Source organism: Desulfitibacter alkalitolerans DSM 16504 (assembly GCF_000620305.1).
Taxonomy (GTDB): Bacteria; Bacillota; DSM-16504; order Desulfitibacterales; family Desulfitibacteraceae; genus Desulfitibacter; species Desulfitibacter alkalitolerans.
In genome coordinates, this window is sequence record NZ_KK211100.1 from 426272 (window position 1) to 449801 (window position 23530).

The 23530-nt window shown below is 39.5% G+C and carries 23 protein-coding genes; all 23 read right to left on the reverse strand.

What is annotated here, in order from left to right:
* Positions 1 to 242: 242 nt before the first annotated feature.
* The 23 genes from ppdK to K364_RS0107985 all read right to left on the reverse strand — a co-directional run bounded on the left by ppdK (position 243) and on the right by K364_RS0107985 (position 23452).
* Positions 243 to 2888: a pyruvate, phosphate dikinase gene (ppdK, locus tag K364_RS0107870; RefSeq protein ID WP_028307585.1), complete on the reverse strand. Its 2646-nt coding sequence runs from the start codon at positions 2886 to 2888 to the stop codon at positions 243 to 245.
* The gene (locus K364_RS0107875) at positions 2881 to 3708 is read right to left on the reverse strand and encodes a pyruvate, water dikinase regulatory protein (protein WP_028307586.1); all 828 of its coding nucleotides are present in this window, start codon (positions 3706 to 3708) and stop codon (positions 2881 to 2883) included. Before K364_RS0107875 ends, ppdK begins: the two co-directional genes overlap by 8 nt.
* Positions 3709 to 3715: 7 nt before the next feature.
* Positions 3716 to 4357, reverse strand: coding sequence for a transcriptional regulator CcpN (gene ccpN, locus K364_RS0107880; protein WP_028307587.1), 642 nt, complete (start codon positions 4355 to 4357; stop codon positions 3716 to 3718).
* Between the two features lie 281 nt (positions 4358 to 4638).
* Positions 4639 to 5406, reverse strand: coding sequence for an acyl-CoA dehydratase activase (locus K364_RS0107885; protein WP_028307588.1), 768 nt, complete (start codon positions 5404 to 5406; stop codon positions 4639 to 4641).
* A 13-nt stretch (positions 5407 to 5419) separates the two neighbouring features.
* Positions 5420 to 6571, reverse strand: coding sequence for a double-cubane-cluster-containing anaerobic reductase (locus tag K364_RS0107890; RefSeq protein WP_028307589.1), 1152 nt, complete (start codon positions 6569 to 6571; stop codon positions 5420 to 5422).
* Between the two features lie 118 nt (positions 6572 to 6689).
* Positions 6690 to 8762 (reverse strand): glycine--tRNA ligase subunit beta, encoded by a 2073-nt coding sequence (glyS, locus tag K364_RS0107895; RefSeq protein WP_028307590.1) that lies wholly within the window; start codon positions 8760 to 8762, stop codon positions 6690 to 6692.
* Positions 8763 to 8765: 3 nt separating this feature from the next.
* Entirely contained in the window at positions 8766 to 9746 is a 981-nt protein-coding gene (gene glyQ / locus K364_RS23205) for a glycine--tRNA ligase subunit alpha (RefSeq protein WP_084295599.1), read from the reverse strand.
* 338 nt (positions 9747 to 10084) lie between these two features.
* Complete coding sequence (gene recO / locus K364_RS0107910) at positions 10085 to 10831, reverse strand: DNA repair protein RecO (RefSeq protein ID WP_028307591.1); 747 nt, start codon at positions 10829 to 10831, stop codon at positions 10085 to 10087.
* Between the two features lie 9 nt (positions 10832 to 10840).
* Complete coding sequence (gene era / locus K364_RS0107915; RefSeq protein WP_028307592.1) at positions 10841 to 11758, reverse strand: GTPase Era; 918 nt, start codon at positions 11756 to 11758, stop codon at positions 10841 to 10843.
* Positions 11759 to 11825: 67 nt separating this feature from the next.
* Entirely contained in the window at positions 11826 to 12218 is a 393-nt protein-coding gene (locus K364_RS0107920) for a cytidine deaminase (protein ID WP_028307593.1), read from the reverse strand.
* 120 nt (positions 12219 to 12338) lie between these two features.
* Positions 12339 to 13376 carry a DUF881 domain-containing protein gene (locus K364_RS25485; RefSeq protein ID WP_051533873.1) on the reverse strand — a complete coding sequence of 346 codons (1038 nt, stop codon included), beginning with the start codon at positions 13374 to 13376 and terminating at the stop codon, positions 12339 to 12341.
* On the reverse strand, positions 13360 to 13995 hold the full coding sequence (locus K364_RS0107930; RefSeq protein WP_028307594.1) for a DUF502 domain-containing protein: 636 nt from the start codon (positions 13993 to 13995) through the stop codon (positions 13360 to 13362). The genes K364_RS25485 and K364_RS0107930 overlap by 17 nt, the downstream gene beginning before the upstream one ends.
* A 12-nt stretch (positions 13996 to 14007) precedes the next feature.
* A complete protein-coding gene (locus K364_RS0107935; protein ID WP_028307595.1) occupies positions 14008 to 14376 on the reverse strand; it encodes a diacylglycerol kinase family protein in 369 nt (122 codons plus the stop codon).
* Positions 14377 to 14412: 36 nt separating this feature from the next.
* Entirely contained in the window at positions 14413 to 14862 is a 450-nt protein-coding gene (ybeY, locus tag K364_RS0107940) for an rRNA maturation RNase YbeY (protein WP_028307596.1), read from the reverse strand.
* The gene (locus tag K364_RS23215; protein ID WP_035268394.1) at positions 14831 to 16996 is read right to left on the reverse strand and encodes an HD family phosphohydrolase; all 2166 of its coding nucleotides are present in this window, start codon (positions 16994 to 16996) and stop codon (positions 14831 to 14833) included. The genes ybeY and K364_RS23215 overlap by 32 nt, the downstream gene beginning before the upstream one ends.
* Positions 16997 to 17008: 12 nt before the next feature.
* Positions 17009 to 17983, reverse strand: coding sequence for a PhoH family protein (locus K364_RS0107950; protein WP_028307597.1), 975 nt, complete (start codon positions 17981 to 17983; stop codon positions 17009 to 17011).
* Positions 17984 to 18103: 120 nt separating this feature from the next.
* Positions 18104 to 19324, reverse strand: a complete 1221-nt coding sequence (yqfD, locus tag K364_RS0107955; RefSeq protein WP_028307598.1) for a sporulation protein YqfD — start codon at positions 19322 to 19324, stop codon at positions 18104 to 18106.
* A gap of 48 nt (positions 19325 to 19372) precedes the next feature.
* Positions 19373 to 19666 carry a sporulation protein YqfC gene (gene yqfC / locus K364_RS0107960; protein WP_242841670.1) on the reverse strand — a complete coding sequence of 98 codons (294 nt, stop codon included), beginning with the start codon at positions 19664 to 19666 and terminating at the stop codon, positions 19373 to 19375.
* A 95-nt stretch (positions 19667 to 19761) separates the two neighbouring features.
* On the reverse strand, positions 19762 to 20217 hold the full coding sequence (locus K364_RS0107965) for a hypothetical protein (protein ID WP_028307600.1): 456 nt from the start codon (positions 20215 to 20217) through the stop codon (positions 19762 to 19764).
* Positions 20218 to 20230: 13 nt separating this feature from the next.
* Positions 20231 to 21235, reverse strand: a complete 1005-nt coding sequence (gene floA, locus K364_RS0107970; RefSeq protein WP_028307601.1) for a flotillin-like protein FloA — start codon at positions 21233 to 21235, stop codon at positions 20231 to 20233.
* Between the two features lie 36 nt (positions 21236 to 21271).
* Positions 21272 to 22585: an NfeD family protein gene (locus K364_RS0107975; protein ID WP_028307602.1), complete on the reverse strand. Its 1314-nt coding sequence runs from the start codon at positions 22583 to 22585 to the stop codon at positions 21272 to 21274.
* 243 nt (positions 22586 to 22828) lie between these two features.
* Complete coding sequence (gene rpsU / locus K364_RS0107980) at positions 22829 to 23005, reverse strand: 30S ribosomal protein S21 (protein ID WP_028307603.1); 177 nt, start codon at positions 23003 to 23005, stop codon at positions 22829 to 22831.
* A 105-nt stretch (positions 23006 to 23110) separates the two neighbouring features.
* Complete coding sequence (locus K364_RS0107985) at positions 23111 to 23452, reverse strand: histidine triad nucleotide-binding protein (protein WP_028307604.1); 342 nt, start codon at positions 23450 to 23452, stop codon at positions 23111 to 23113.
* Positions 23453 to 23530: the final 78 nt, after the last annotated feature.

Below are 23530 nucleotides of genomic sequence, written 5' to 3' on the forward strand. Positions count from 1 at the left end.
AGACTTGAATCAATAACGGTTTCCACCAATCTTGAAAAAATGATTTAGTATATTGAATAAAAGAGGTACTGCTCTCAAAATCAAAATGAAATCAAGTAGCAGTACCTTTTATTTTTACTTCAACGCCTTCGTAATTACAACACACCCTGTTATCTTATACCACTGCTATAGAGCAATCGTTTTTCGTTATACGTCTAAGTCCATGTGCATACGTCTCCAATTAAATAGGAGGACTTTGTCAATTAGTTTGAATGACGTAGTGCTGCCTGGGCTGCTGCCAGCCTTGCTACCGGCACCCTGTAAGGGGAGCAGCTGACAAAGTCAAGACCAATCTGGTAACAATATTCTATAGAGCTTGGGTCTCCCCCATGCTCACCGCATATACCAATTAATAAGTCTTCCCTGCTGGCCCTCCCCTTGGTAACTGCCATTTCCATCAAGCGTCCAACACCAGCCCTGTCTAAAACTACAAAGGGATTTTCGTTAATTATTTTCTTTTCCAGGTAACTGTGCAGGAATTTACCCTCAGCATCATCACGGCTAAAACCAAAGCATGTCTGGGTCAGGTCATTTGTTCCAAAGGAAAAGAAGTCAGCAATTTGAGCTATTTCTCCAGCAGTGGCGCATGCCCTGGGGACTTCTATCATGGTACCTACAGTATACTCAACTGATACCCCTTCCTCAGCAAATACACTAACTGCCACCTGATCCACAACTTCCTTCAAGGTAGAAAGTTCATTAACATCCATGACAAGGGGTATTTCTATTTCAGGTACTGTCTTTACTCCCTCTTTTGCAAGCTGTACTGCTGCCCTAAATACAGCCTCTACCTGAGTTGCATATATTTCTGGGAAGGTAATTCCTAACCTGCAGCCTCTATGGCCCAACATGGGGTTAGACTCTGATAATGCCTTGACCTTGGCAAATAAAGCTTCCTTTTCCCTGAGTTCTTCTTCTGAACCACCAAGGCATCTCAATTTGACAATTTCTTCAATCAATTCTTCCCTGTTTGGTAAAAACTCATGTAATGGTGGATCCAATAAACGGATGGTTACTGGATATCCCTGCATAGCCTTTAATATTCCATAGAAATCCTCCTGCTGAATAGGCAGCAGCTTTTCCAAAGCAGCTTTCCTTTCATCATCATTGGAGGATAAGATCATCTTTTGAACAATTGGAAGCCTTTCTGGCCCCATAAACATATGCTCAGTCCTGCAAAGTCCAATTCCCTTGGCACCAAATTCCCTGGCCTTTGCTGCATCCTCAGGGTTATCTGCATTGGCTCTAACGCCCAGTGTTCGAATTTCATCTGCCCATTCAAGAATAGTTTGAAATTCCTTGCTGAGGGTTGGAACAAGCAGGGGTACTTCCCCCTCTATTACGTTACCTGTAGAGCCATCAATTGTAATAATGTCACCCCTGGAAAATATCTTATTGCCTATTCTTAGCTTCTCCCTTTCCATATCAATATCCAGTTCATCACAACCGCAAACACACGGCTTACCCATACCACGGGCAACAACAGCGGCATGACTGGTCATCCCACCCCTGGAGGTTAGAATGCCCTGGGCTCCTACTATTCCATTAAGGTCGTCAGGAGTAGTTTCATTTCTAACCAGGATTACATTTATTCCCTCCTTGCCCATACTTTCAGCCTCATCGGCATCAAACACTATTTCACCCACAGCGGCTCCTGGTGATGCAGGAAGTCCCCTGGCTATGACTTCATAGTTAGTAGTAATATCTATTGTTGGGTGCAGCAGCTGATCCAGCTGGGTAATATCAATTCTGCCAACAGCCTCCTCCTTGGTAATAAGACCTTCTCTTACCAGGTCAACTGCTATCCTAATTGCAGCTGCTGCAGTCTTTTTGCCGTTACGGGTTTGAAGGATATACAGCTTGCTGTTTTCTATAGTAAACTCTATATCCTGCATGTCTTTATAATGCTTTTCCAGGAGTTTGGATGTATCTATGAACTGCTTGTATGCATCTGGCATTTCTTCTTTAAGCTTTTCAATGGGCTGAGGTGTTCTTATACCTGCAACAACATCTTCCCCCTGGGCATTTACTAGATACTCTCCATATAGTTCCTTTACACCTGTAGATGGATTTCTAGTAAAGGCAACACCAGTACCACTTTTAACACCCATGTTTCCAAAGACCATTGATTGAATATTTACAGCAGTTCCCAGGGAGTCAGGTATTTTGTGCAGCTTCCTATATAATATTGCCCTGCTGTTTTGCCATGACTTAAATACTGCTTCCACAGCATTAATTAATTGTTCCTTTGGATCCTGTGGAAATTCACTGCCATGCTTGATACGCAGCATTGACTTAAACTCTTGGATTATCATTTTAAGGTCATCAGGGGTTAGTTCATGGTCATGCTCAATTTCTAGTTTTTTCTTGTACGTCCTCAAAATGCTTTCAAAGGCAACATGCTCTATACCCATTACCACATCAGAATACATGGTAATAAATCTTCTATAGCAGTCAAAGGCGAATCTCTCATCATTAGTGATTCTTGCAAGTCCTTTAACTGTCTCATCGTTTAGACCAAGATTAAGTATGGTATCCATCATACCGGGCATTGATACAGCTGCACCAGAACGAACGGAAACTAAGAGTGGATTCTTGCTATCACCAAAGCCTTTACCGGTTACACTCTCTAGATAAGCAATATGCTCTAGTATCTGGTCTTTTAGGCCCTCTGGAAGTTTTTGACCATCCCTATAATAGTCCTTACATGCCTGGGTGCTGATAATGACCCCTGGAGGAACAGGCAGGCCTATTTTTGTCATTTCCGCAAGGTTTGCTCCTTTACCCCCTAGCAGGGATTTCATTTCCTTGTCACCTTCATGAAATTTGTACAGGTATTTTTTACTCATTAAATTTACCCCCATAAAATATTTCCATAATTGTACCAGCGGTTTCTTCCACTGCTTTATTAGTGACATTTATAACAGGGCAGCCAATTTTTTTCATAACAGTATCTGAGTATTCAAGCTCCTTAATAATTCTTTCTACGGCTGCATAATTGGCATTTGAAGTCAGGCCAAGACTTTTGAGCCTTTCCTTTCTAATCTCATACAGATGATTAGGATCAATTATTAAACCCACGACCTTATTTTTCACCTGATAGAGCTCTTCAGGTGGAGATACCTCAGGCACTAAGGGTACATTGGCACATTTAATTCGTTTATGGGCTAGATACATACTCAAGGGTGTTTTAGAGGTCCTTGAAATACCAACCAGGACAATATCCGCCTTGACTAGTCCCTTGGGGTCTTTTCCATCATCATACCTTACTGCAAACTCTATTGCCTCTACCCGTTTGAAATACTGTTCATCCAGTTTTCTTAATAATCCAGGTTCTAATTTCGGAGGTCTGTCAAGAAGTCTTTCCATGGCTCTTAGCATGGGACTCAATATATCTACTGCTTCTAGCCCCATCTCAACAACTAGCTCTTCAAGATATTCCTTTAACTCAGGAATTACTAAAGTATAGGCTATCAGACAATTATATCCTTCAGATTGAGAAATTATTTCCTTTACCTGCTTTTTATTGTTTACATATGGAAAGCGTCGGATTTCTATATCACTTAAGTTAAACTGACTTGCTACAGCCTTTGCTACTATTTCTGCAGTTTCACCAAGAGAATCTGATACAACAAATACCTTTGGTCTATTCTTATCTAAAATGCTCATTCCCTCCTTATTTTCCTTCAATCATTTCTACAAATACCCTGGTAATGTTTGATTTAGTAATTCTACCCATCACTTCTAAAATCCTTTCTTTTCCCTGCTCTTCAATTATTTTTACAACTGGAATACAATCAATTTCATGCTCTAACATTTTTCTTGCGGCAGTTAGAACCGTATCTGAACCTTCAACTGTTATAATATTAGGCACTCTAGTCATAACAACACTTACAGGTATCTTATCCAAATCAGGCTTTCCTAGAATAGTTTTTAACAAATCCTTTTGAGAAACTACTCCCTCCAACTTCCCCCCTTCACTTACAACTATTAAGGTGCCTACATCATTATTAATGAACATGGAGACTATAGCATCATAAATTGAATCATTTTCTTTGACTACCACAGGGACTGATTTTACATCTTTCACAAGGAGGTTTTCAAACTGGGCTATCCTCAATGTTTTGCCACCCTTTTCATTGTAGAAATATCCTACTCTAGGCTTGGCATCTAATATTCCTGACATTGTTAAAATTGCTAGATCAGGCCTCAAGGCGGCCCTTGTAAGACCCAGGTAAGCTGCGATCTGATCACTGGTTATAGGTTCAAACCTTTTTACTATGGAGAGGATGCTCTCCTGGCGCTCACTTAATTGAATAAAACATCACCTTCCTCTCTCTTTTGGGACTAGACATTGTTTTAGCAAAATATAAATGTGTTATACTATTTCCTAAACATGTTATATTATATACGATAGTTTTATCTTTTTTCCTTCTTATTTTTTAATTTAAGAGGTATTGAAACAAAATAGTACTGGAAAAAGCTGTTATTATACAAGAATTCTTACAAGTAATATTGTAAAAAAAAGACCAGGGCTTTTCCATATGAATAAGCCCCGTCTTTTTTAACTCATGATAATCTCTTTTCAATTTAAACTGTTTAGCCATTCATATCTCTTGCTATTAAGGCTGCTCCCATGGCTCCAGCATATTGTGATAATGCAGGTGTAAGCACATTTGCCTCAAGGTGCAGCTTTAACATTTCTCTAATTGCTCCATTTAAAGATACTCCCCCGGTAAAAACTATTTTGGAGCCTACACCCAGTTTTTTTGCCATATTTGCGACCCTGCCGGCTACCGAGCTGTGCAGCCCAGCTACTATTTTTTCCTTTTCAATTCCGGCAGCCAAAAGACTTATTACCTCAGTTTCTGCAAAGACCGTACACATACTGTTAATAGACACCATGTTCCTACTATCATGATACTTTTCAAGTTCACTAACGTCGAGTCCCAGGGAAACTGCAGTAACCTCCAGGAACCTGCCTGTTCCTGCTGCACATTTGTCATTCATAATAAAATCAACAACTCTCCCTGACCTGTGAATTTTTATAACTTTACTGTCCTGGCCGCCAATGTCAATAACCATATCTGCATCCTCTACCAGAAATGCCGCACCCCTTCCATGACATGTTATCTCTGTAACGGCCTTATGAGCTATGCTAATGAGATCCCTCCCATAGCCGGTAGCAACTATTTTAGACACCTGGTCCCTTCTCAAATGTCCCTTTTCCAGCAACCTTGATACTATAGCTTTGCCGGTCTCTTTGGGACTCCAACCAGTGGGCATTATTTCATATAATTCTTTTGTGCCATTTAATAGTACTGCCTTGGTAGCTGTTGAGCCAATATCAATCCCAATTGTAATCATGCTTTTAACTATCCTACTGCATCATTTCAAGGAAGGCTGCTATTCTTACCTTGAGGTTTTCTACATCTGAAGTCGAGTAATCAGTCTCAATGTGCAGATAAGGAAGGCTAAGCTCTTCTTTGGCCAGTTTTTCAATTCTATGGGCCTCAATATTGTAGGTATGACAAGCCTGCCACGACAGGTCGATAATGCCGTCCACCTGGAACTTACTGGCCAGTTCGGTAAGCAGATTAATTCTTCCATCATTGTCTGACATTACTGAACAAGGCATTTGTATATAGGTTTCCGCTAATAATTCATAAACATCCCTGTCAGGGTCTTCAGGAACTATAACATCTACCACTTTATACCCCGTACAGTTTTCCAGGCAAACAACATTTCCGCCGCATTCTTCAACTAATCTAACTACTTTCTCACTTCCAAGGCCAACAGGTGTACCAGTCAAGAGAATTCGTGGGGTTTTTTCATCACCATAATAATCACCCTGCTCTGCCAGTTTTTCAAGCTTAACCCTTAGATTGTCAAGCATTTCTATAACACTATTTTTATCTGAAGCAAAGGTAGTCAGCCAGGCTGCTTTTAACATATCAGTACCTGCTAAAAGAGCTGGTTTGTTTTGGTTTATATCATATAGAGCCTTTCTTGTTCTTTTTTCCTTATTAATAAGCTTTATTGCATCCCTGACTTTTTCTTCAGTTATCTCCACCTCTAACTCTTTTTCAATGGCTTCTTTTACCCTGATCATTTCAGATTTCCACATTTCTAAAGCTGCCCTGGTCTTGGCTTCCGGAGGTAAACTCATTACATGGACTGGCTTGAGCTCTTTCATTAGTTCAAACATCTTTTTCTTACCATCACAGGTGGTTTCCCCAATAATCATGCTTGCTGAATTAAAGTATGGGCATGTATCAGTAATTCCAAATCCATAGGAGGATTTAATCAAGGCACATAGGTTTCTTGGCAGGTCTTTTTCTGCAGCAGGAATTGGTTTTTCATTAGTACCACAAAGTCCCACAGGTATTGCACCAGCAGCTAGAACCAGTTCCTGTGGAGCAAAGGTGCAGTACATTCCCACTACCTTTTTACCATCATCCAAAGCCTTTTGCATGTTAATCTGATTTATTTCTCTTAAACTTTCAAATTCCTGGATCAATTCCTTTCTCACCAGCACACACTCCCTTTAAGCATAGTTAATGTAATAATACTCAAGGGAATATGTAAAAACAATTCCTAATATAGATACTTTCGTTCTATTTCTATCTGTATTATCAATAATTTTCTTTTTACAACAGCTTTGAGAGGTCTCCTAAGGGACTAAGATAATCCACTATTGTTTTAAGTAAGGCTAGCCTGTTGTTTTTAACATCCTCATCCTTGTCCATTACCATTACCTTTTCAAAGAATTCATCTATATATGGCCTTATTGCAGAAAACTTTTCCAGAATCTCTGTATATTCCTGAAATTCCCATAATGGCAATGCATCTCTTGACATTTCCTTGAACTTATTCCAGAGCATCTCTTCAGAACTGTCCTTAAAAAAATCCTCATTAACATTGAAGGTTGCCGCATTTTTTGCCAGGTTTCCAGCCCTTGTAAAGGCAGTAATAAGCTCGTCATACTGGGGATTATCCTTGAACTCCATTAAGGCTCTACCTTTGCTAACTGTTTCAAAGATATTATTCCAATTGCTTTCTAATACACAATTAACTACATCATAGCTCGCTCCATGCTCTTCAAGGAGACTTGCTACCCTTTGTTTGAAGAATTCTTTTAGAGCCGCCAGGGTTTCCTCTTTATCCATGTTAAGGCCCTGCTTCTCATAAGTTTCTAGAGAAGCCTCTATCAATGCGAAAAGATCAAGGTCAAGTCGGCCTTCAAACATCATATAGCAGATGCCCTGGGCCTGGCGCCTTAATGCATAGGGATCTCCTGCCCCTGTTGGTCTTAGCCCTGCAGCAAAACAACCACAAATTGTGTCAATTTTATCTGCCATGGCTATAACGGTACCAACTGTTGTTTCAGGAAGGGAATCACCTGAAAACCTTGGTTTATAATGCTCTTTGATAGCTACAGCTACCTCTTTCTTTTCTCCATGATGTAAAGCATAATAATATCCCATGATACCCTGGAGTTCTGGAAATTCATAAACCATATTTGATACCAGATCCGCCTTTGCAAGGTAATTTGCCCGTAATATATTGACCCTGGCAGCAGGAGATAAGGACAGCACATCTGCAATATAATTGGCAACATCCTGGTTTCTAATGATTTTCTGGTATAAAGTTCCAAGCTTTTCCTGAAAAACCACGGCTTTTAGTTTATCTACTTCTTGATCCAAGGGAGTTTTTACATCTTCTTCATAGAAAAACTTGCCGTCATTTAGCCTGGCTTCTAAGACCTTTTCATTTCCTTGAACAACAATATCAAGGTTTTTGTCATCTCCATTACGAACTGTAATAAACTTATTCAGGAGGTTGTCATTATCATCCCACACGGGAAAGTACTTCTGATGCTCCTTCATTACTGTTATTAAGCCTTCCTTTGGCAGTTTCAAATAAGATTGGGCAAACTTTCCGCAAAGGGCTGTGGGATATTCCAGTAAAAAGTTTATTTCTTCTAAGAGCTCTGGATCAGGCTTTACCCTACCCCCTTCTTTTCGTGCCAGGTCTTGGATCTGCTTCCAGATAATGTCCTGTCTTTTATCTTGATCCACTATTACATAGTTTTCCTCCAGCCTGGAAAAATAGCTGAACGCATCTGGCAGCTCTATATGCTTCTTGCCGAGGAAACGATGACCCTGTGTTGCTCTGCCTGATACAACACCCTCCACCTCAATGGGAATAATTTCATTACCATAAAGGCAAACCAGCCACCTGATAGGCCTTACAAAGCGTATATTAAGATATCCCCAGCGCATTGGCTTTGGAAATTCCAGACTTAAAATAAGCTCTGGAAGGATCTTAGGGAAGAGGTCTTTTATGTTTTCTCCCTTTTTCTCAACTATGGCGTATAGGTATTGCCCCCCAGGTGTGTCCCTTATGATAAGGTCTTCAACGGCAATTTGCTGGCCTCTGGCAAAGCCTTGAGCTGCCTTGGTGTAATTTCCCTGGCTATCAAAGGCTGCTTTAACAGACGGACCCTTCTTTTCCTCCACAAGGCCTTCTCCAACCTCTACCAGGTCTTTAATATATACTGTAAGCCTTCTAGGTGTTCCATAGGTGTTAATCTCTTTATATGCAAGCCTTTCTTTCTCCAGGAGCTTTTGTGTTTTAATTTTTAATTCTTTTAGTGCTCCTGCCATAAATCGGGCGGGTATTTCCTCAGTTCCTATCTCAAAAAGAAAATCCTTAACCATTATTTATTTCCCCTCCTTTTCCTGGATTTTATTTGCCTCTTCTGCAAGGGGTAATGGTTTTACTGCAAAACTCTTTTCCTTAAGGGGTTCAAGACCCAATTCCTCACGGACTACTGGATCCTTAATTAATGGATAGCCTAACCTTTCCCTTTGTTTTACATAGCCATGAGCTACCTCCCTGGCTAGATCTCTAACCCTATGGATATAGCCAGTTCTTTCTGTAACACTAATTGCCCCCCTGGCATCTAATAGGTTAAAGGTGTGAGAACATTTTAAAGTATAATCATAAGCAGGCTGCACCAGGCCCAGGGCTATGATTCTTCTGCATTCTCTTTCATATTGATTAAACATGTCAAAAAGCATCTTGGTGTCTGCATATTCAAAATTATAATAGGAGTAGTCCATTTCTGTTTGATGATGTATATCACCATAGGATATATCACCAATCCATTTTATATCAAATACGCTGTTCTTTTTTTGGATGAACATTGCCAGACGTTCAATACCATAGGTAAGCTCGGCACTCACTGGGTGACAGTCAATGCCGCCGCACTGCTGAAAATAAGTAAACTGTGTTACCTCCATGCCATCAAGCCAGACCTCCCAACCAAGACCCCAGGCACCCAGGGTTGGGGATTCCCAGTTGTCCTCCACAAATCTGATATCATGCTTTTCTATCTCAATACCTATTGCCCTTAAACTGTCTAAATACAAGTCCTGGACATCATCTGGAGACGGCTTGAGAAGAACCTGGTATTGATAGTAATGCTGCAGCCTGTTGGGGTTGTCCCCATAGCGACCATCTGTTGGTCTTCTGGATGGTTCTACATAAGCTGCATTCCAGGGCTCAGGCCCAAGTGCCTTCAAAAATGTTCCTGGCTGCATGGTTCCTGCACCCTTTTCCATGTCATAGGGCTGTATCAAGATACATCCCTTTTTTGCCCAAAATTGGTCTAAAGACATTATAATCTCTTGAAAATTCATAAACTGTTATAATCCTCCCTTTTATAAAAAAGATATTAAAAAACCCATCCACTGCAGTCCTTTAAAGACTACAGGGACGGGATTAGCCGCGGTTCCACCCTGCTTGAGCACCCATAGGTACTCCACCTTATTAGTTTGGGATTAAGTGCATCCCCACAGCTCAGAAATGCCTTCAGCTTAAGGCCTTTACCGGTTTCCACCATGTCCGGCTCTCTTACGCCCTTAAAAATGGGTTTAAAAGGTTTATTTAAGCTTACTACTTTTCATCATTGCTGCCCTGCTATTGATATCATTGTTAAATTTAGCAAATCTAAGATAGTTTGTCAATCTTCTTTAGATCATGCATCACGAATTTCCCTTATAAATTTAATTGAATTTATAGGCCTCTCCAGAACAGACTTCAAATATTCACAAAGCAGGTCCTCAATAAAGAATTGATCCCTATCCTTTACTTTTAATCTTCCCAGCATGTTTATATCCATGGACAGGAGCTGTTCCATAATCCTTATAATGTATAAAGGAATATATGCTTTATTATCAAATTCCTTTCCACACTGCACACACACGCAGCCACCCTCAATATTATGAAACAAAGCATTGGCATCTATTCTCTCCCCGCATAATACACAACGGGACAGTTCTGGCAGGAAGCCTGCATATTTTATGAGCCTCAACATGTAATAGGATGAAAGCTGACTTATTGGTATGCTTCCCATAAGATGAAACAGGGATACTGTGTTTGAGAAAATAGCATTGTTTTTTTCTTCTGTGGGCAGAATGTTTTCTAAAACCTCTGTTATATAGTTTGCATAGCCAAATAGAAGCAGATCATTTTTAACCTGGGGAAAGCTATTTATGGCCTCCCCACCAATAATTGTATACATGGACTTTCCCTTATGCAGATGGAGCTTGGAATAGGTAAAAAGCTGCAGAAAACCCCTCATTTTGCTTCTGCTTTTGCGGACACCCTTTGCAAGACATGATATTTTGCCCTTATCAGCTGTAAAGATTACAAATATCTTATCTGCTTCATCAAAGTTATATTCTTTAATTATAATGCCATTGGTTTGAATAGGAGTTGCCATGGAAAACCTCTATCTTTTATTCTGCAGTAAGCTTATATCATATCCCATATTCTTTAAATGACTTGCCTCTTTTCGCCAGTTTTTTTTCACCTTGACCCTAATGTCTAGATATATCTTGGCATTTAGAAGTCCTTCTATCTCTTCCCGGGCACTTTGCCCTATTTGCTTAAGCATTGCGCCACCTTTACCAATGACAATGCCCTTCTGAGAATCTCTTTCCAGATAAATTATGGCGTCAATATATATCATATTATTATCCCGTTCTTCCATTGCATCTAAAACCACTGCAGTAGAATGGGGTATTTCATCTCTGGTTAAATGCAGAACCTTTTCTCTTATAATTTCGGCCACCACCATGTTCTCAGGCTGGTCAGTAACCATGTCCTCCGGGTAGTATTGAGGCCCTTCCTCCAAATGGTTTCCCAGCACCTCAACAAGCCTCTCTAGATTGATGCTTTTTAGTGCTGAAATGGGTATTATTAGGTCACTTACACCTGTAGACTGCCAGTTTAGTATTTTCCCCAAAATTTCCTCTTCCTTGAGGTTATCTATTTTATTTAATGCTATGATTATGGGCAGCTTAGAGTTAATAAGGATTTGATTTATGAAGTCATCTCCCCTGCCAATTTCTGCTCCAGCATCCACAATATATAGTATAAGGTCAACCTCCTTAAGACTTCTTTCAGTTAGCCCAACCATGACTTCACCTAGTTTAGTTTTTGGCTTATGTATTCCAGGGGTATCGATAAAAATCACCTGAAGCTCAGGCCTGGTCATTACACCTGTAATCTTATTTCTTGTGGTTTGGGGCTTGTCCGACATTATTGCTACTTTTTTGCCGATAAGGGCATTCATCAGGGTTGATTTTCCCACATTTGGCCTGCCAACAATGGCAACAAAGCCCGACTTCATTTTTTTATGGTGCATTACTATACCTCACAATTTAGAATAAAATTTGCTCAAAGAATTCCTCAATCCCATATCAAATCCTGCTTTAATCAAGGTCTCTGCTGCTAAAGCTAAAGGGTATAAGTTCTTTTATGCTTCTTGTCTCCCTGTCACCCTTTAGATTTCCCATAATAATAACTATTTCATCCCCAAATTCTAATATAAACTGTCTGCAGGAGCCGCATGGCCTGCAGACACCTGCTGTGTCAGCTGCAACTGCTACAGCAGCAATATTCCGGCTGCCTTCTGAAACAGCCTTTGCAACTGCAACTGTCTCTGCACAAACGGTTATTCCGTAGGCCGCATTTTCCACATTACAGCCTGTATAGAGTTTCCCATCATTAGTTAACACTGCAGCTCCAACGGGAAATTTAGAATAGGGAGAATATGAGTTTTTCCTGGCCTCTATAGCCCTTTCCAGCAATTGGTTTAAATCCATCTTTATACACCACCTAAAATTATAAAATGCAGAATACAGTAGTCAGGCGTCAGAATAATATCTTGAAGAGCTAGTCCTTTATTCTGAATTCTGTATTCTGTTTTCGAATTTCTCTTGAAATCACTCAGAATATGCTGGCAGGGTAATAATTTCCTCAACTCTTACTTCAATGCGAATGCCGAATTCCCTTAGCTCTCCCTTAATAAGCTCCAGGCTGCTCTTTAAAATCTGAGCATCACCAACTGCATGAATAACGATTGGGTCAACTGCAATAGGCTTTTGATTGACCAGTATTATTGGGCCGGCACAACGGATGGAGGAGGTAGCAATTAACCTCTGTCCTCCAACACTAATGCCCCTGGCACCTGCGGCAAAAAGTTCATTTACAACATCTCTTACATCCCTGTCATGAACAATGTCTATGGAGCTAAATCCTATATCAGAATCATACATTTCAACTATTATTCCTGTTCCACTAATGTCTGAATACCCAGCCTGGCTTTTTATTTGTTTAAGTCTTCTTTCTAAGTTAACTTTATCATTTTCTAACATTCTAAGCTTATCCAGCATGCTGCGGGATGTCATTAAAGATACCTGTCCGTTCTTTACCGATAACTCAATAAGAGACCAGCTTGGCCCCTGCAAAATAGGATGTTCATGGAGTCTAGCCTTTGTTTCATCAGTGAGCAGGTTAGTGGGGTCAACTATTCTTATCCCATCTTCACCCTTCCAAACTGATATAATATCCTCACCCTTATGAGCTGAAAGCCTGGGGTCCTGGTTTATAATAGATAATACTGTATCACGCCTTTTGCTTTCCTGTTCCCTGGTTATTACTTCCTGAACCTTAAGGCTGTAATCAGTTATATAGGTTACAATATCTTCAGCTGTATTTGCCCTGTCAACCTCATATTTAAACTGGGCTATAACATCACGCACAGCACTTGTTTCAAAAACATCCATGTCTCTAGCTAGTTGTTCATTTAAATCTACTGCCATCCTGGCAGCTTCCCGGGCTATATCAATCCTTGACATTTCACCAGGCAGCTGAACATATCCAACAGTTCTTGCAAGGATGAATGGGTTAAATAAAAGTACTAATAATATTATTATACCTAGTATATGGGTTATTCCAATTTGTTTAAATGACTGTTTCACCCTGTTCCACCTCCCTGGTAAACTCCTTTACTGCCGGATATGGAGGAACAACCACGCCACCAGAAATTATCATTTTCAAGCCATCTTCAACTGACATATCTAAAAAGATTACATCCTCTCTTGGCACAAAAAGGAGGAAGCCTGAAGTTGGATTAGGAGTTGTGGGTAAAAATACATTTATTACTTCCTGATCTGTTTTGACCTGAACCTCTCCCATGGATTCACCTGTCAAAAAGGCTAGTACATAAAGCCCTTTTCGAGGATACTCAATGAGTACTACCTGTTTAAAGCTTTTCTTGTCTCCTGAATAAAAAGCGTCAACTATCTGCTTTACTGTTTTATAAATGCTGTTGGCTATGGGGATTTTACAGATAATCTGGTCACTAATTTTTATAATGCTTTTTCCTATAAAATTACTTGCCAAAAATCCTGATAAAAGAATAACTAAAAGTGTGAGAATCATGCCCAGGCCTAGAATTCTTTTTCCCAATAAGAGAGCTAAAAGATCGGCAAAAATTCCATCTAGAAATTGAATAACAGCCCACAACACATAAGCCGATGCTGCAGCAGGCAGTAAAGTTAACGTACCTGTTATTAAATACTTCTTAAAGTTGCTCATAACTACTTACTCCTAAAATATATTTAATTTAATTAATACCTTGGGGCCAAAAATCAACAGGCCAATTATTATAGACAAGGCACTTGCTATTAAAACTGCACCTGCTGCAACATCCTTGGCTGTCTTTGCCAGGGGATGATAGTCCTGGGTTTCCAGATCAACCAGGGCCTCCATGGCAGTATTTAGCATCTCACAAATAATTACAATTCCGGCCATTATTAATACTATTGACCATTCAAGCCCCGATAATTCCAGCCAAGAGCCAATAATTAGAACCAGCATAAGGGCTAAAGTGTGTATTTTCATGTTTCTTTGAGTCCTGACAGCATATGCTATTCCTGATACCGCAAAATAGAAACTCTTTATAAGTTTTTTATGCATATTCTACCTCAAATACTGACGTGATTTTTAATCTTTCTACCTGCTTAGATTATATTTATTCATTATCTCTTCCTCTTTTTGTCTCATTGCTTCCTTGTTTTTATCATTATCATGAGTATAACCCAGAATATGGTATATTCCATGCACTAATAAATATACCATTTCCCTTTCAAAGGAATGGCCATATTCGTAAGCCTGCCTCTCAGCAGCCTCAACAGAAATAACCACATCTCCAACTACAAAGGTATCTCCATTTACGTCATCTTCATCTGAAAGGGGAAACGACAGAACATCTGTAGGCACATCTTTTCCTCGGTATTGACTGTTTAATTTTAAAATATAGTCATCATCCACCAATGTGACACCTATTTCATAATTATTAATGCCTTCTTTATGAAGGACAAATTTTATTGCATCCTCTAAAACTGCCGTTAAGGATGGGTCTATGGATTTTTTATCCTGTTGATTGTTTACATACGCCTCCATTAATCTTTCCCCTTTCCATTTCCTTCAGGACATTCTCCGGATATTCAATTCTGGAATGGAAAATACCAGTTAATATTTTAACAAAGGATTGGGCAATAATATCCAATTCCTTAAAAGTTAAATCACATTCCTCCAGCTGTCCATCTTCTAACTTATCCTTGATGATTTTTCTCACAAAGGTTTCTAACTTATTTGGAGTAGGCTTTTGAATTGATCTTACCCCGGCCTCAATGGCGTCAGCAAGCATAACAATAGCTGCTTCCTTTGTCTTGGGTTTTGGATTGTCATATCTAAAATCGTCCTCCTGGCAAACATCACCCAAACTACCTTCCTTGGCCTTGTGGTAGAAAAAGGATATTAGAGAATTGCCATGGTGCTGGGAGATTATATCTATTATACTATCAGGAAGTCCCTGCTCCCTGGCAAGCTCCATTCCATCTTTGATATGAGATGTTATTATCAAGGTGCTCAAGGTTGGAGCTAGTTTATCATGTGGGTTTTCACTTGTAAACTGATTCTCGATAAAAAAGTATGGCCTTTTCACCTTGCCAATATCGTGGTAATTGGCTCCTACCCTTGTTAAAAGTGCGTCAGCTCCCACGGCATCTGCTGCTGCCTCAGCCATATTTCCCACCACCACACTATGATGGTATGTGCCAGGGGCTTCCAGGAGCAGTCTTCTCAATAATGGCTGGTTAGGATTAGAAAGCTCCAGCAGCTTAACTGAAGTTGTAACTCCAAAGGCAGTTTCCCAAAAGGGAAGGGTCCCAATAGTCAGAACTGAAGAAAGAACTCCGTTAATTATTCCAAGAAGCATGGCAACGGAAAGCATTGGGAGTGAATAGTTTAATATCAAACCCAGGGCTAATATTGTAACAACATTTGCCCCTACTATATAGAGACTAGCCTTCACCAGGTCAGATCTCTGGCTTAACTTGGATACACTATAAATTCCGGCCACTCCTCCAACAAAAGCTACTAATGCAAACTGAAGCTCCACATTATTCATTATCCCAATAAGGATAGCAATAAGGGTAGTAATGAACATGGAAAATTTTCCATCAAATAAAATAGCTATAAGCATGGAACCAGCTGCTATAGGTACAGCATAAGCCACCAATGTGGAATACTCGGCACCAAGACCAATATTAATAGATGTTACTGCATTTGATACTAAAAGTGTGCTTATTATCAACAGGCCAAGGAGAATGAGCAATGGTTCTTTTTCTAATATACCTGGACGATATTGATAAAGATACATGGTTATAGCCCCTAGGAAAATTAACACAAGGAGCACTACACCAAATAAAGGTATTGCTGGGTTGGTTGTGGTCAAAACTCCCAATTTTTCCAGGGCTTCTATATGCTCCTGTGTTATAATCTCACCCTTGCCAACTATTTTTTGATTTTTAGTCAATTTGACTATAACAGGCTCTACCCTCTCAATTGCCTTTTCCTTCAGCTCATTTGTAGAAATAGGGTCATAAATTCGGTTACCTCTAAATTCAATCTCTTCTATAAGTGCCCTTAAAAAGCTCTTTGATCCATTATCAAGATTTAAAAGAGTAATTGCACCAAGAATATTCCGTTTAGTAAGCTCTACATCTGCCGGCAGGACCCCTGGAAGCATGTATTGCCTTACTATTTGGATCACTTCGTTGTGAATTCTTTCAAGCTGTGCATCACTCATTGAAAGCAATTCGTTATATATTTCATCCTCTAAACCAAAGTCAAGCCGGTTTTTTAACTCTTCTGCTTTATCTTCCTTATCAATAGCATCATCATTTCTAACATTTCTTATTATAGTAAAATGACCATTTATGCTCTCCTGAAGCTGTAAGATAACGTTTTCGTCTGTACGATAAACGGGCTCTACTCTGTCTGCCGCCTCTTGTCTTTTTATGAAAGTGAGAACCTGACTTTCAAAGGTAATGTTTCTTGGGGCTTCAAAATCCTTGGGACTAGGCTGCCCTAGCTGAACATTCACCTGGTCAGGCATAACAGACAGCCCTACAACAAACATAAGAGCAACACAAAAGACTATCCCCCAAAAGATTCTTTTATGGGAAATATCCTTTAATAATTTATTATAGCTGTCCCTTATATATTCTTTAATAACCTTTGTTTTTAACATTTGTCCACCCACTTAATCCATTTCTTTCTTTTCCCTCTCATATGCTAAAATAATTTTTTGAACAAGGGGATGCCTGACCACATCCTGCTCGGTAAAGTATTTAAAGCATATGCCATCAACATTTTTCAATATGCGTTGTGCATTTATTAATCCTGATATATTGCCCTTGGGCAAGTCCACTTGAGTTATATCTCCAGTAATTACTGCTTTAGATCCAAACCCCATTCTTGTTAAAAACATTTTCATTTGATCAGGGGTAGTGTTTTGCGCCTCATCCAATATAATAAATGAATCCTCTAATGTCCTCCCCCTCATGTACGCAAGGGGAGCTACCTCAATAATTTCCTTCTCCATATATTTAGCTGCAGTTTCTAAACCTAATATATCATATAAACCATCATATAGGGGACGCAAATATGGATTAACCTTGTCCTGCAGATCCCCGGGCAAAAAACCCAGCTTTTCTCCTGCCTCCACAGCAGGTCTTACAAGGATAATCCTTTGAACCAGCTTATTTCTTAAAGCCTCTACAGCCATGACCACTGCTAAATAGGTCTTACCTGTACCGGCTGGTCCAATTCCAAAAACTATATCGTAATTCTTTATCACCTTGATATAGTCGTATTGACCAATGGTTTTTGCTTTGATTTGTTTTCCCCTTGCTGTAATAGATACTACTTCAGAAAGAATATCACTTATTTCTCTATCATTGTTTGCCAAGACAGCTAATTGTTTCATGGCATAATTTATGGTGGGAATATTGATTTGATTACCCTTTGAAGCAAGCTTAATCAATTGGTTAAATAGTTTTTCTGTGTTAATAACATCCTGTTCCTGGCCTGTGACACTTAATTCATTACCCCTTGCAACAATCTTTACAGGAGAATGCTTTGCTATAAACCTTAGATTTTCGTCATTTCTTCCAAGTACATTTATTTCCTCACCATTTCCAGGCAGTGTTATTCTAATTTCTGTTGTTTGTGACAAGTATCTAACTCCTCCTACTAAAAAAATAAATGCTTCAATACAATGATATATATAATCTTATATATCATATTATATTATATACGCTTTATTTTTAACCTTCAACATTAAGTTTTGTTCTGCCTATTCTACAGGGGATAATCGGGCAATATCTTCAATAGTTTCAATTATTAATTTTATCACAACCCTTTGGTCTGTTTCCACCAAAAGCTTGATTTCTTGATCGACAATTTTAGCTTCTGCAGGAAGATTAAAGCCTTCAATGAGCTTACTCCTTATCAGGGAAAGAGCCTCTTCCTTTTCATAGGTTCTAGTTTCTACATTTACTTCATGGTAGGTAACCCTTACTATCTCCCCTGGGATTTGAATATAGGGTAATTTTGGAGGTTTAGATATGTTAATCTCAGTTTCATAATTTTTAAATTTACTATCCAGAGATCCCTTGAAAACAATTTTTTTATCAGGCAAGTTTAGGTAGTACGCCCTTTGTGTTGCTCCTGTTCTATGCTTTACTGTCTCCATTAACTCAGCTGTTCCTTGACCTTCATACCATACCCTGGCCCTAACTATTCCCCTTGCTCTCACTCGTTTAAGTTCTTGAGGAATAAACTCCTGCTGCAGCCCCTCATCAGGCAGTGGGGGAACTATAATTCCAGAAATAAGTATTTGTCCTGCTTCAACAGTATCTCCAACTTGTACAAGGGGCTGACCCATCATTACAAGAATTTCGTGAATTATACCGTCTTTAGCTGCAATTAAATGCTTGGGCTCTTTATCCATGTGCTCTTCACTAGGTAATTTTCTTTCGACAACTTCAATTATTACCCTGGTTCCTTGAAATTTTAACCCAACCCAAGATATCTCAGGAATTTGAGATACCATTTTACGTTCAATCTCTTCCACATTGATACTGTTTTTATAAACACCAGTTCCTAATCCTGATTTCTTAGCAATTTCAATAATCTCATGTTTTTTTAAATATACCAAATCTTCATGACTATACACATCAATAAACCAAACAAAGCTTGATAAGACGTACATGGATACTACAAAGGTAATTAACCCAACAATTAGTAGTTTTCTTTTTTTTGCTTTACTCCAAAAAAAGGGAAATCCTCTCTTATCAAGTATCTTTACCCTGCAGCCTGTCTGCCTAACAATAGAGCGTATTGTCCAAAAATCGTGCAGCGGTATTTTAAATTGAATTTTTGTTGAAGATAGGCTTCTTAGGTCTTTTAAATTTATTCCTCTAGTGATACTTAAATTAATAAATCTTTCAACAGGACCTTCTATCATGACTACTACATAGCCTAACATAAATAATAGCAGCTTTTTTAACTTCATTTCCTGTCCCCCTTTACTTTTAATGCATTTGCACTCCCTGCCTGTATCTTATTCAAAGGATATCTGGTAAAATTCCCCATAAATGACAATTTCCTCTGGCAAAATGGAGTTAATGAGTAATTTTTTGCCAGCTATAATTAATTCTCCTCCAGCAATGCTTATCCGAATTCTTTCACTTGTATATTGAATTATGCCCTTATGACTTTCTACAGCCATCTCTTGGTTTCCAATAATGGTTATTTTCGGTATGTCAATAATGAGTTCTTTTGGTAAATCAAAGGCATCTGCCAAGGTTTCCCCTACTCTATTTCGTGTTTTCTTGATACTTGTTTTTTTCCCCACAGTAGCATCCCTCCTCTTATAAATCTATGCACTTTCAAGGAGAGTAAATACAAAAAGCTGCCTTTTTTATAAGGCAGCTTTTGTTTTAATTTATCTTAGTATCTTAGAGGTCTTTTAGCCCTTGGTGGCTGTAGTATTTCTGACATGACAACAGCATTGACAAGGGATTTATTATCTAATTGTATGGAGAATCCTGTAGATACAGGTTCTCCTGGTTCAGCTATTGTTGAGGGTTCAACAACCTTTTTAGTTCTGTCCCTTTTTTTATCTCCCATTGTCTTGAGCTTCTTTTGATAAATACTTTCCTCCTGGGGAGCTTCCTCCACGTTAGCCTGGTATGACCTTTTCCTTTGCTGTTGATACTCATCTGGGTCAAAGTCCCAGGGCACCTCCTGCTTAGGCTCAACATCTTCATATCGGTAGTGCCTTGTACCAGGATCCTCTCTTGTAGCCACTTTTCGTCTTTGTGCTTGTTGCTGTTTTTTCTGGGTTTCTGAAAAAGCACGGTATGCCATGTATAGAATAAAAATTATAATCCACAATATATCCAAAAAGAGTCACCTCCTAGGACTTTTTAGTTAGATCCTTTGTCTTGTCATTACTTGAGCCCTTGGAAATGGATTCTCTCATTTCAGTATCTGCAACAATATTCTTCATGTTAAAATAATCCATTACACCTAATTTGCCTTCTCTTAAAGCCTGGGCAAGAGCCTTTGGAACCTCGGCTTCTGCTTCAACAACCTTGGCCCTCATTTCCTGCACAGCAGCCTTCATTTCTTGCTCTCTAGCCACAGCCATTGCCCTTCTTTCTTCTGCTTTTGCCTGGGCAATTTCTTTATCAGCCTCAGCTTGATCTGTCTGCAGGGTAGCACCAATGTTTCTACCTACATCAACATCAGCTATATCAATTGACAATATTTCATAAGCAGTCCCTGCATCAAGACCCTTTTCTAAAACTGTATGGGATATTAAATCTGGGTTTTCTAAAACTGCTTTATGGCTGACAGCTGAACCAACTGTGGTAACAATACCTTCACCAACACGGGCTATAATGGTTTCTTCACCGGCACCACCAACAAGTCGTTCTATGTTAGCCCTAACTGTTACCCTTGCTTTAACCTTAACTTCAATACCATCCTTGGCTACTGCTGCAATAGATGGAGTCTCAATAACCTTTGGGTTAACGCTCATTTGTACTGCTTCTAATACATTTCTGCCTGCCAGGTCAATGGCGGCTGCTCTCTCAAAGGGCAGTGGAATATTGGCCCTTTCAGCTGCAATTAATGCATCAATTACCCTATCAACATTACCACCTGCCAGATAATGAGCCTCAAGCTTGTTTACACCAGGCTGAATACCGGCCTTTTCAGCCTTGATAAGGGGCCCTACTATTCTAATGGGGACAACACGTCTCAGCCTCATACCAACCAGGGTCATGATGCCTACCCTTACCCCAGCGGCCAGGGCTGAAATCCACAGCCCAACTGGAATAAAGGTAAATATAAAAGCAACAAACACAAAAACCAAGACAAAAATTATTAGACTACTTAATGCAAACAAATCAAACATAAAAAATACCTCCTAATATCAATACTAAACCTTTAATTAATCATTCAGCCTTTCCACTACTACTCTGGTTCCTTCTACCTTAACTACTTTAACTTTTGATCCTGAAGAAATAAATCCACCCTGGGTGACCACATCCACTCTTTTATCACCTATTTTCACAGCTCCTGATGGTCGTAAGGGGGTTATAGAAACACCCTCTAGCCCTACAAGCTCTCTAAGCTCAGTGGAAGGAGCATTATAGCCTTCTTCACTCACCTGTCTATCCCCTAGTATTAACCTTTTCCACACCTTTCTAGTCGGCAAAAACTTTACGCTAATGGCAAGTAAAACTCCTGTCCCTATAATGGCAATGACAAGGGATGACACTCCATGATTTACCGTTGGGGAAGCCATGATAATACCGGCAATAAGTGCTGCAACTCCTCCTATGCCAGCTACACCAAATCCGGGAAGAACTAATGTCTCCACTGCTAGAAGAATAACACCAAGAATAAATAATAGAATTGCCTCAAATCCAGTTAAACCGGCAATAATGTGACCTGCAAAGTATAGACTTAATGAAGCTAATCCTATTGTGCCTGCTATCCCAAAGCCAACTGTAAATATTTCCAGCACAAGGCCTGCAAGACCCACAGTGAGCAAAATGGTGCTGACATATGGATCAGTAATCCAACGAACAAAAAACTCGGCAAATTCAGGTTCTAGCTCTACTCTGGGATTTTCATCAAATCCATACTCCTCTAAAACCGCCTGGCGGTCAGGCAGAATGCTGTCTATCATTCCTAGTTCAAGGGCCCTTTGAGGGGTTAATGTAAGAAGTTCTCCTTCTTGGACTACCCCTGGTATCTCCAGGGCAGCATCTGCCATGGCCCTGGCAATGAGAGGGTCTCTTCCATTTTCCTCCGCCGCTGCCTCCAGCTGACCAACCCAATAGGACAGGGTCTTGGCATCAGCCAGCTGTCCTCCCAGTTGGGGTTCTGCCGCACCCATGGTGCTTCCAGGTGCCATTACAAGGGTTTCTGATACTAATGCTATTAAGGCTCCAGCTGAAATCGCACCTTCTTCAACAAAGGCTATTGTAGGAATTTCCGATCTGTGTATGGTATTTCTTATTTGGACCGCCGACCATACAAGACCACCTGGTGTATCTATTTCAAGCAAAACTACAGCAGCATTATTTTCTTCAGCTTCAGCATATGCTCTATTAATAAATGTCTGCATTCCTCCATCTATTGTCCCTTTTACTGGTACAATATATACCGGAGATGGTTCTTGCGTATGTACAGGCATAGTTGAAAAACCAAAAATAATTAAGCAAAGCAGCCAAAAAACTCTGAATACATTTTTCATATACAATATCCCTCCGGTACTATTATTCCACTCTTCTTGAAAAAATAGCCCGGTATAATTATTACCAGGCTATTCCTAACTTTGCTGAAATAGATTTTTCTGCTTTACCATAAAACTCTGATTAGCTTGATTCATTTTAAGCCTTCAAAAAAATTCCCTTTCCCGTACTTGCGAGTAACCAATCTAATATGTGTGTTACGAGTCGCTAAGATGTCGAGGAGGGTCGAAGAACATACAGATTTACTACCTGAACTTTCTTTTTCTGGCAGCTTCGGATTTCTTCTTACGCTTCACACTTGGCTTTTCGTAGTGCTCTCTTTTACGCACCTCTGACAGAACCCCTGCCTTCTGGCAGTTTCTTTTAAAACGGCGGAGTGCACTATCTAGAGTTTCATTTTTACCAACTTTTACTTCGCTCAATCTCCATATCCCTCCCTCCACAACTAACCATTAACGTAATAAAAAGAGAATGACAAAGCAGACTAACATAGCAATTATACTATACTATTTTTGCCAACGTCAACCCTAGGTACACACAGGAAGCTTTTTACCAGCCATTAAATGATAATGAAGATGAAAAACTATTTGTCCTCCATCCGCTTTGCAGTTATTCACCAATCTAAATCCCTTTTCTGCAAAGCCCTTTTGTTTAGCAATTTTTACTGCAGCCAGATGTATTTTCCCAATTAAGCCAATGTCTTCCTCTGTAACCTCGGTCATATCAGAGATGTGTTTTTTAGGGATAATTAGAATATGTATTGGCGCCTGAGGATTTATGTCGTTAAAAGCTAAAACTTCATCATCTTCATAAACTATTGTGCTAGGTATTTCCTTGTTAATTATTTTACAAAAAATACAGTTGGACATCAACTATCACCTCCCTTAGCCAAAGTCGCAAATCAAAAATTCAAGGGCCAATGGTTATAAAGTGAAACTTTTATCATT

What these genes read in the sequence shown, in the direction of transcription:
- ppdK (WP_028307585.1), bottom strand. Translation starts at nt 2,888, where the DNA reads ATGAGTAAAAAATACCTGTACAAATTTCATGAAGGTGACAAGGAAATG.
- K364_RS0107875 (WP_028307586.1), bottom strand. Translation starts at nt 3,708, where the DNA reads ATGAGCATTTTAGATAAGAATAGACCAAAGGTATTTGTTGTATCAGAT.
- K364_RS0107885 (WP_028307588.1), bottom strand. Translation starts at nt 5,406, where the DNA reads ATGATTACAATTGGGATTGATATTGGCTCAACAGCTACCAAGGCAGTA.
- glyS (WP_028307590.1), bottom strand. Translation starts at nt 8,762, where the DNA reads ATGGTTAAGGATTTTCTTTTTGAGATAGGAACTGAGGAAATACCCGCC.
- glyQ (WP_084295599.1), bottom strand. Translation starts at nt 9,746, where the DNA reads ATGAATTTTCAAGAGATTATAATGTCTTTAGACCAATTTTGGGCAAAA.
- recO (WP_028307591.1), bottom strand. Translation starts at nt 10,831, where the DNA reads ATGGCAACTCCTATTCAAACCAATGGCATTATAATTAAAGAATATAAC.
- era (WP_028307592.1), bottom strand. Translation starts at nt 11,758, where the DNA reads ATGCACCATAAAAAAATGAAGTCGGGCTTTGTTGCCATTGTTGGCAGG.
- K364_RS0107920 (WP_028307593.1), bottom strand. Translation starts at nt 12,218, where the DNA reads ATGGATTTAAACCAATTGCTGGAAAGGGCTATAGAGGCCAGGAAAAAC.
- K364_RS0107930 (WP_028307594.1), bottom strand. Translation starts at nt 13,995, where the DNA reads ATGAGCAACTTTAAGAAGTATTTAATAACAGGTACGTTAACTTTACTG.
- K364_RS0107935 (WP_028307595.1), bottom strand. Translation starts at nt 14,376, where the DNA reads ATGCATAAAAAACTTATAAAGAGTTTCTATTTTGCGGTATCAGGAATA.
- ybeY (WP_028307596.1), bottom strand. Translation starts at nt 14,862, where the DNA reads ATGGAGGCGTATGTAAACAATCAACAGGATAAAAAATCCATAGACCCA.
- K364_RS23215 (WP_035268394.1), bottom strand. Translation starts at nt 16,996, where the DNA reads ATGTTAAAAACAAAGGTTATTAAAGAATATATAAGGGACAGCTATAAT.
- yqfD (WP_028307598.1), bottom strand. Translation starts at nt 19,324, where the DNA reads ATGAAGTTAAAAAAGCTGCTATTATTTATGTTAGGCTATGTAGTAGTC.
- floA (WP_028307601.1), bottom strand. Translation starts at nt 21,235, where the DNA reads ATGTTTGATTTGTTTGCATTAAGTAGTCTAATAATTTTTGTCTTGGTT.
- K364_RS0107975 (WP_028307602.1), bottom strand. Translation starts at nt 22,585, where the DNA reads ATGAAAAATGTATTCAGAGTTTTTTGGCTGCTTTGCTTAATTATTTTT.
- K364_RS0107985 (WP_028307604.1), bottom strand. Translation starts at nt 23,452, where the DNA reads ATGTCCAACTGTATTTTTTGTAAAATAATTAACAAGGAAATACCTAGC.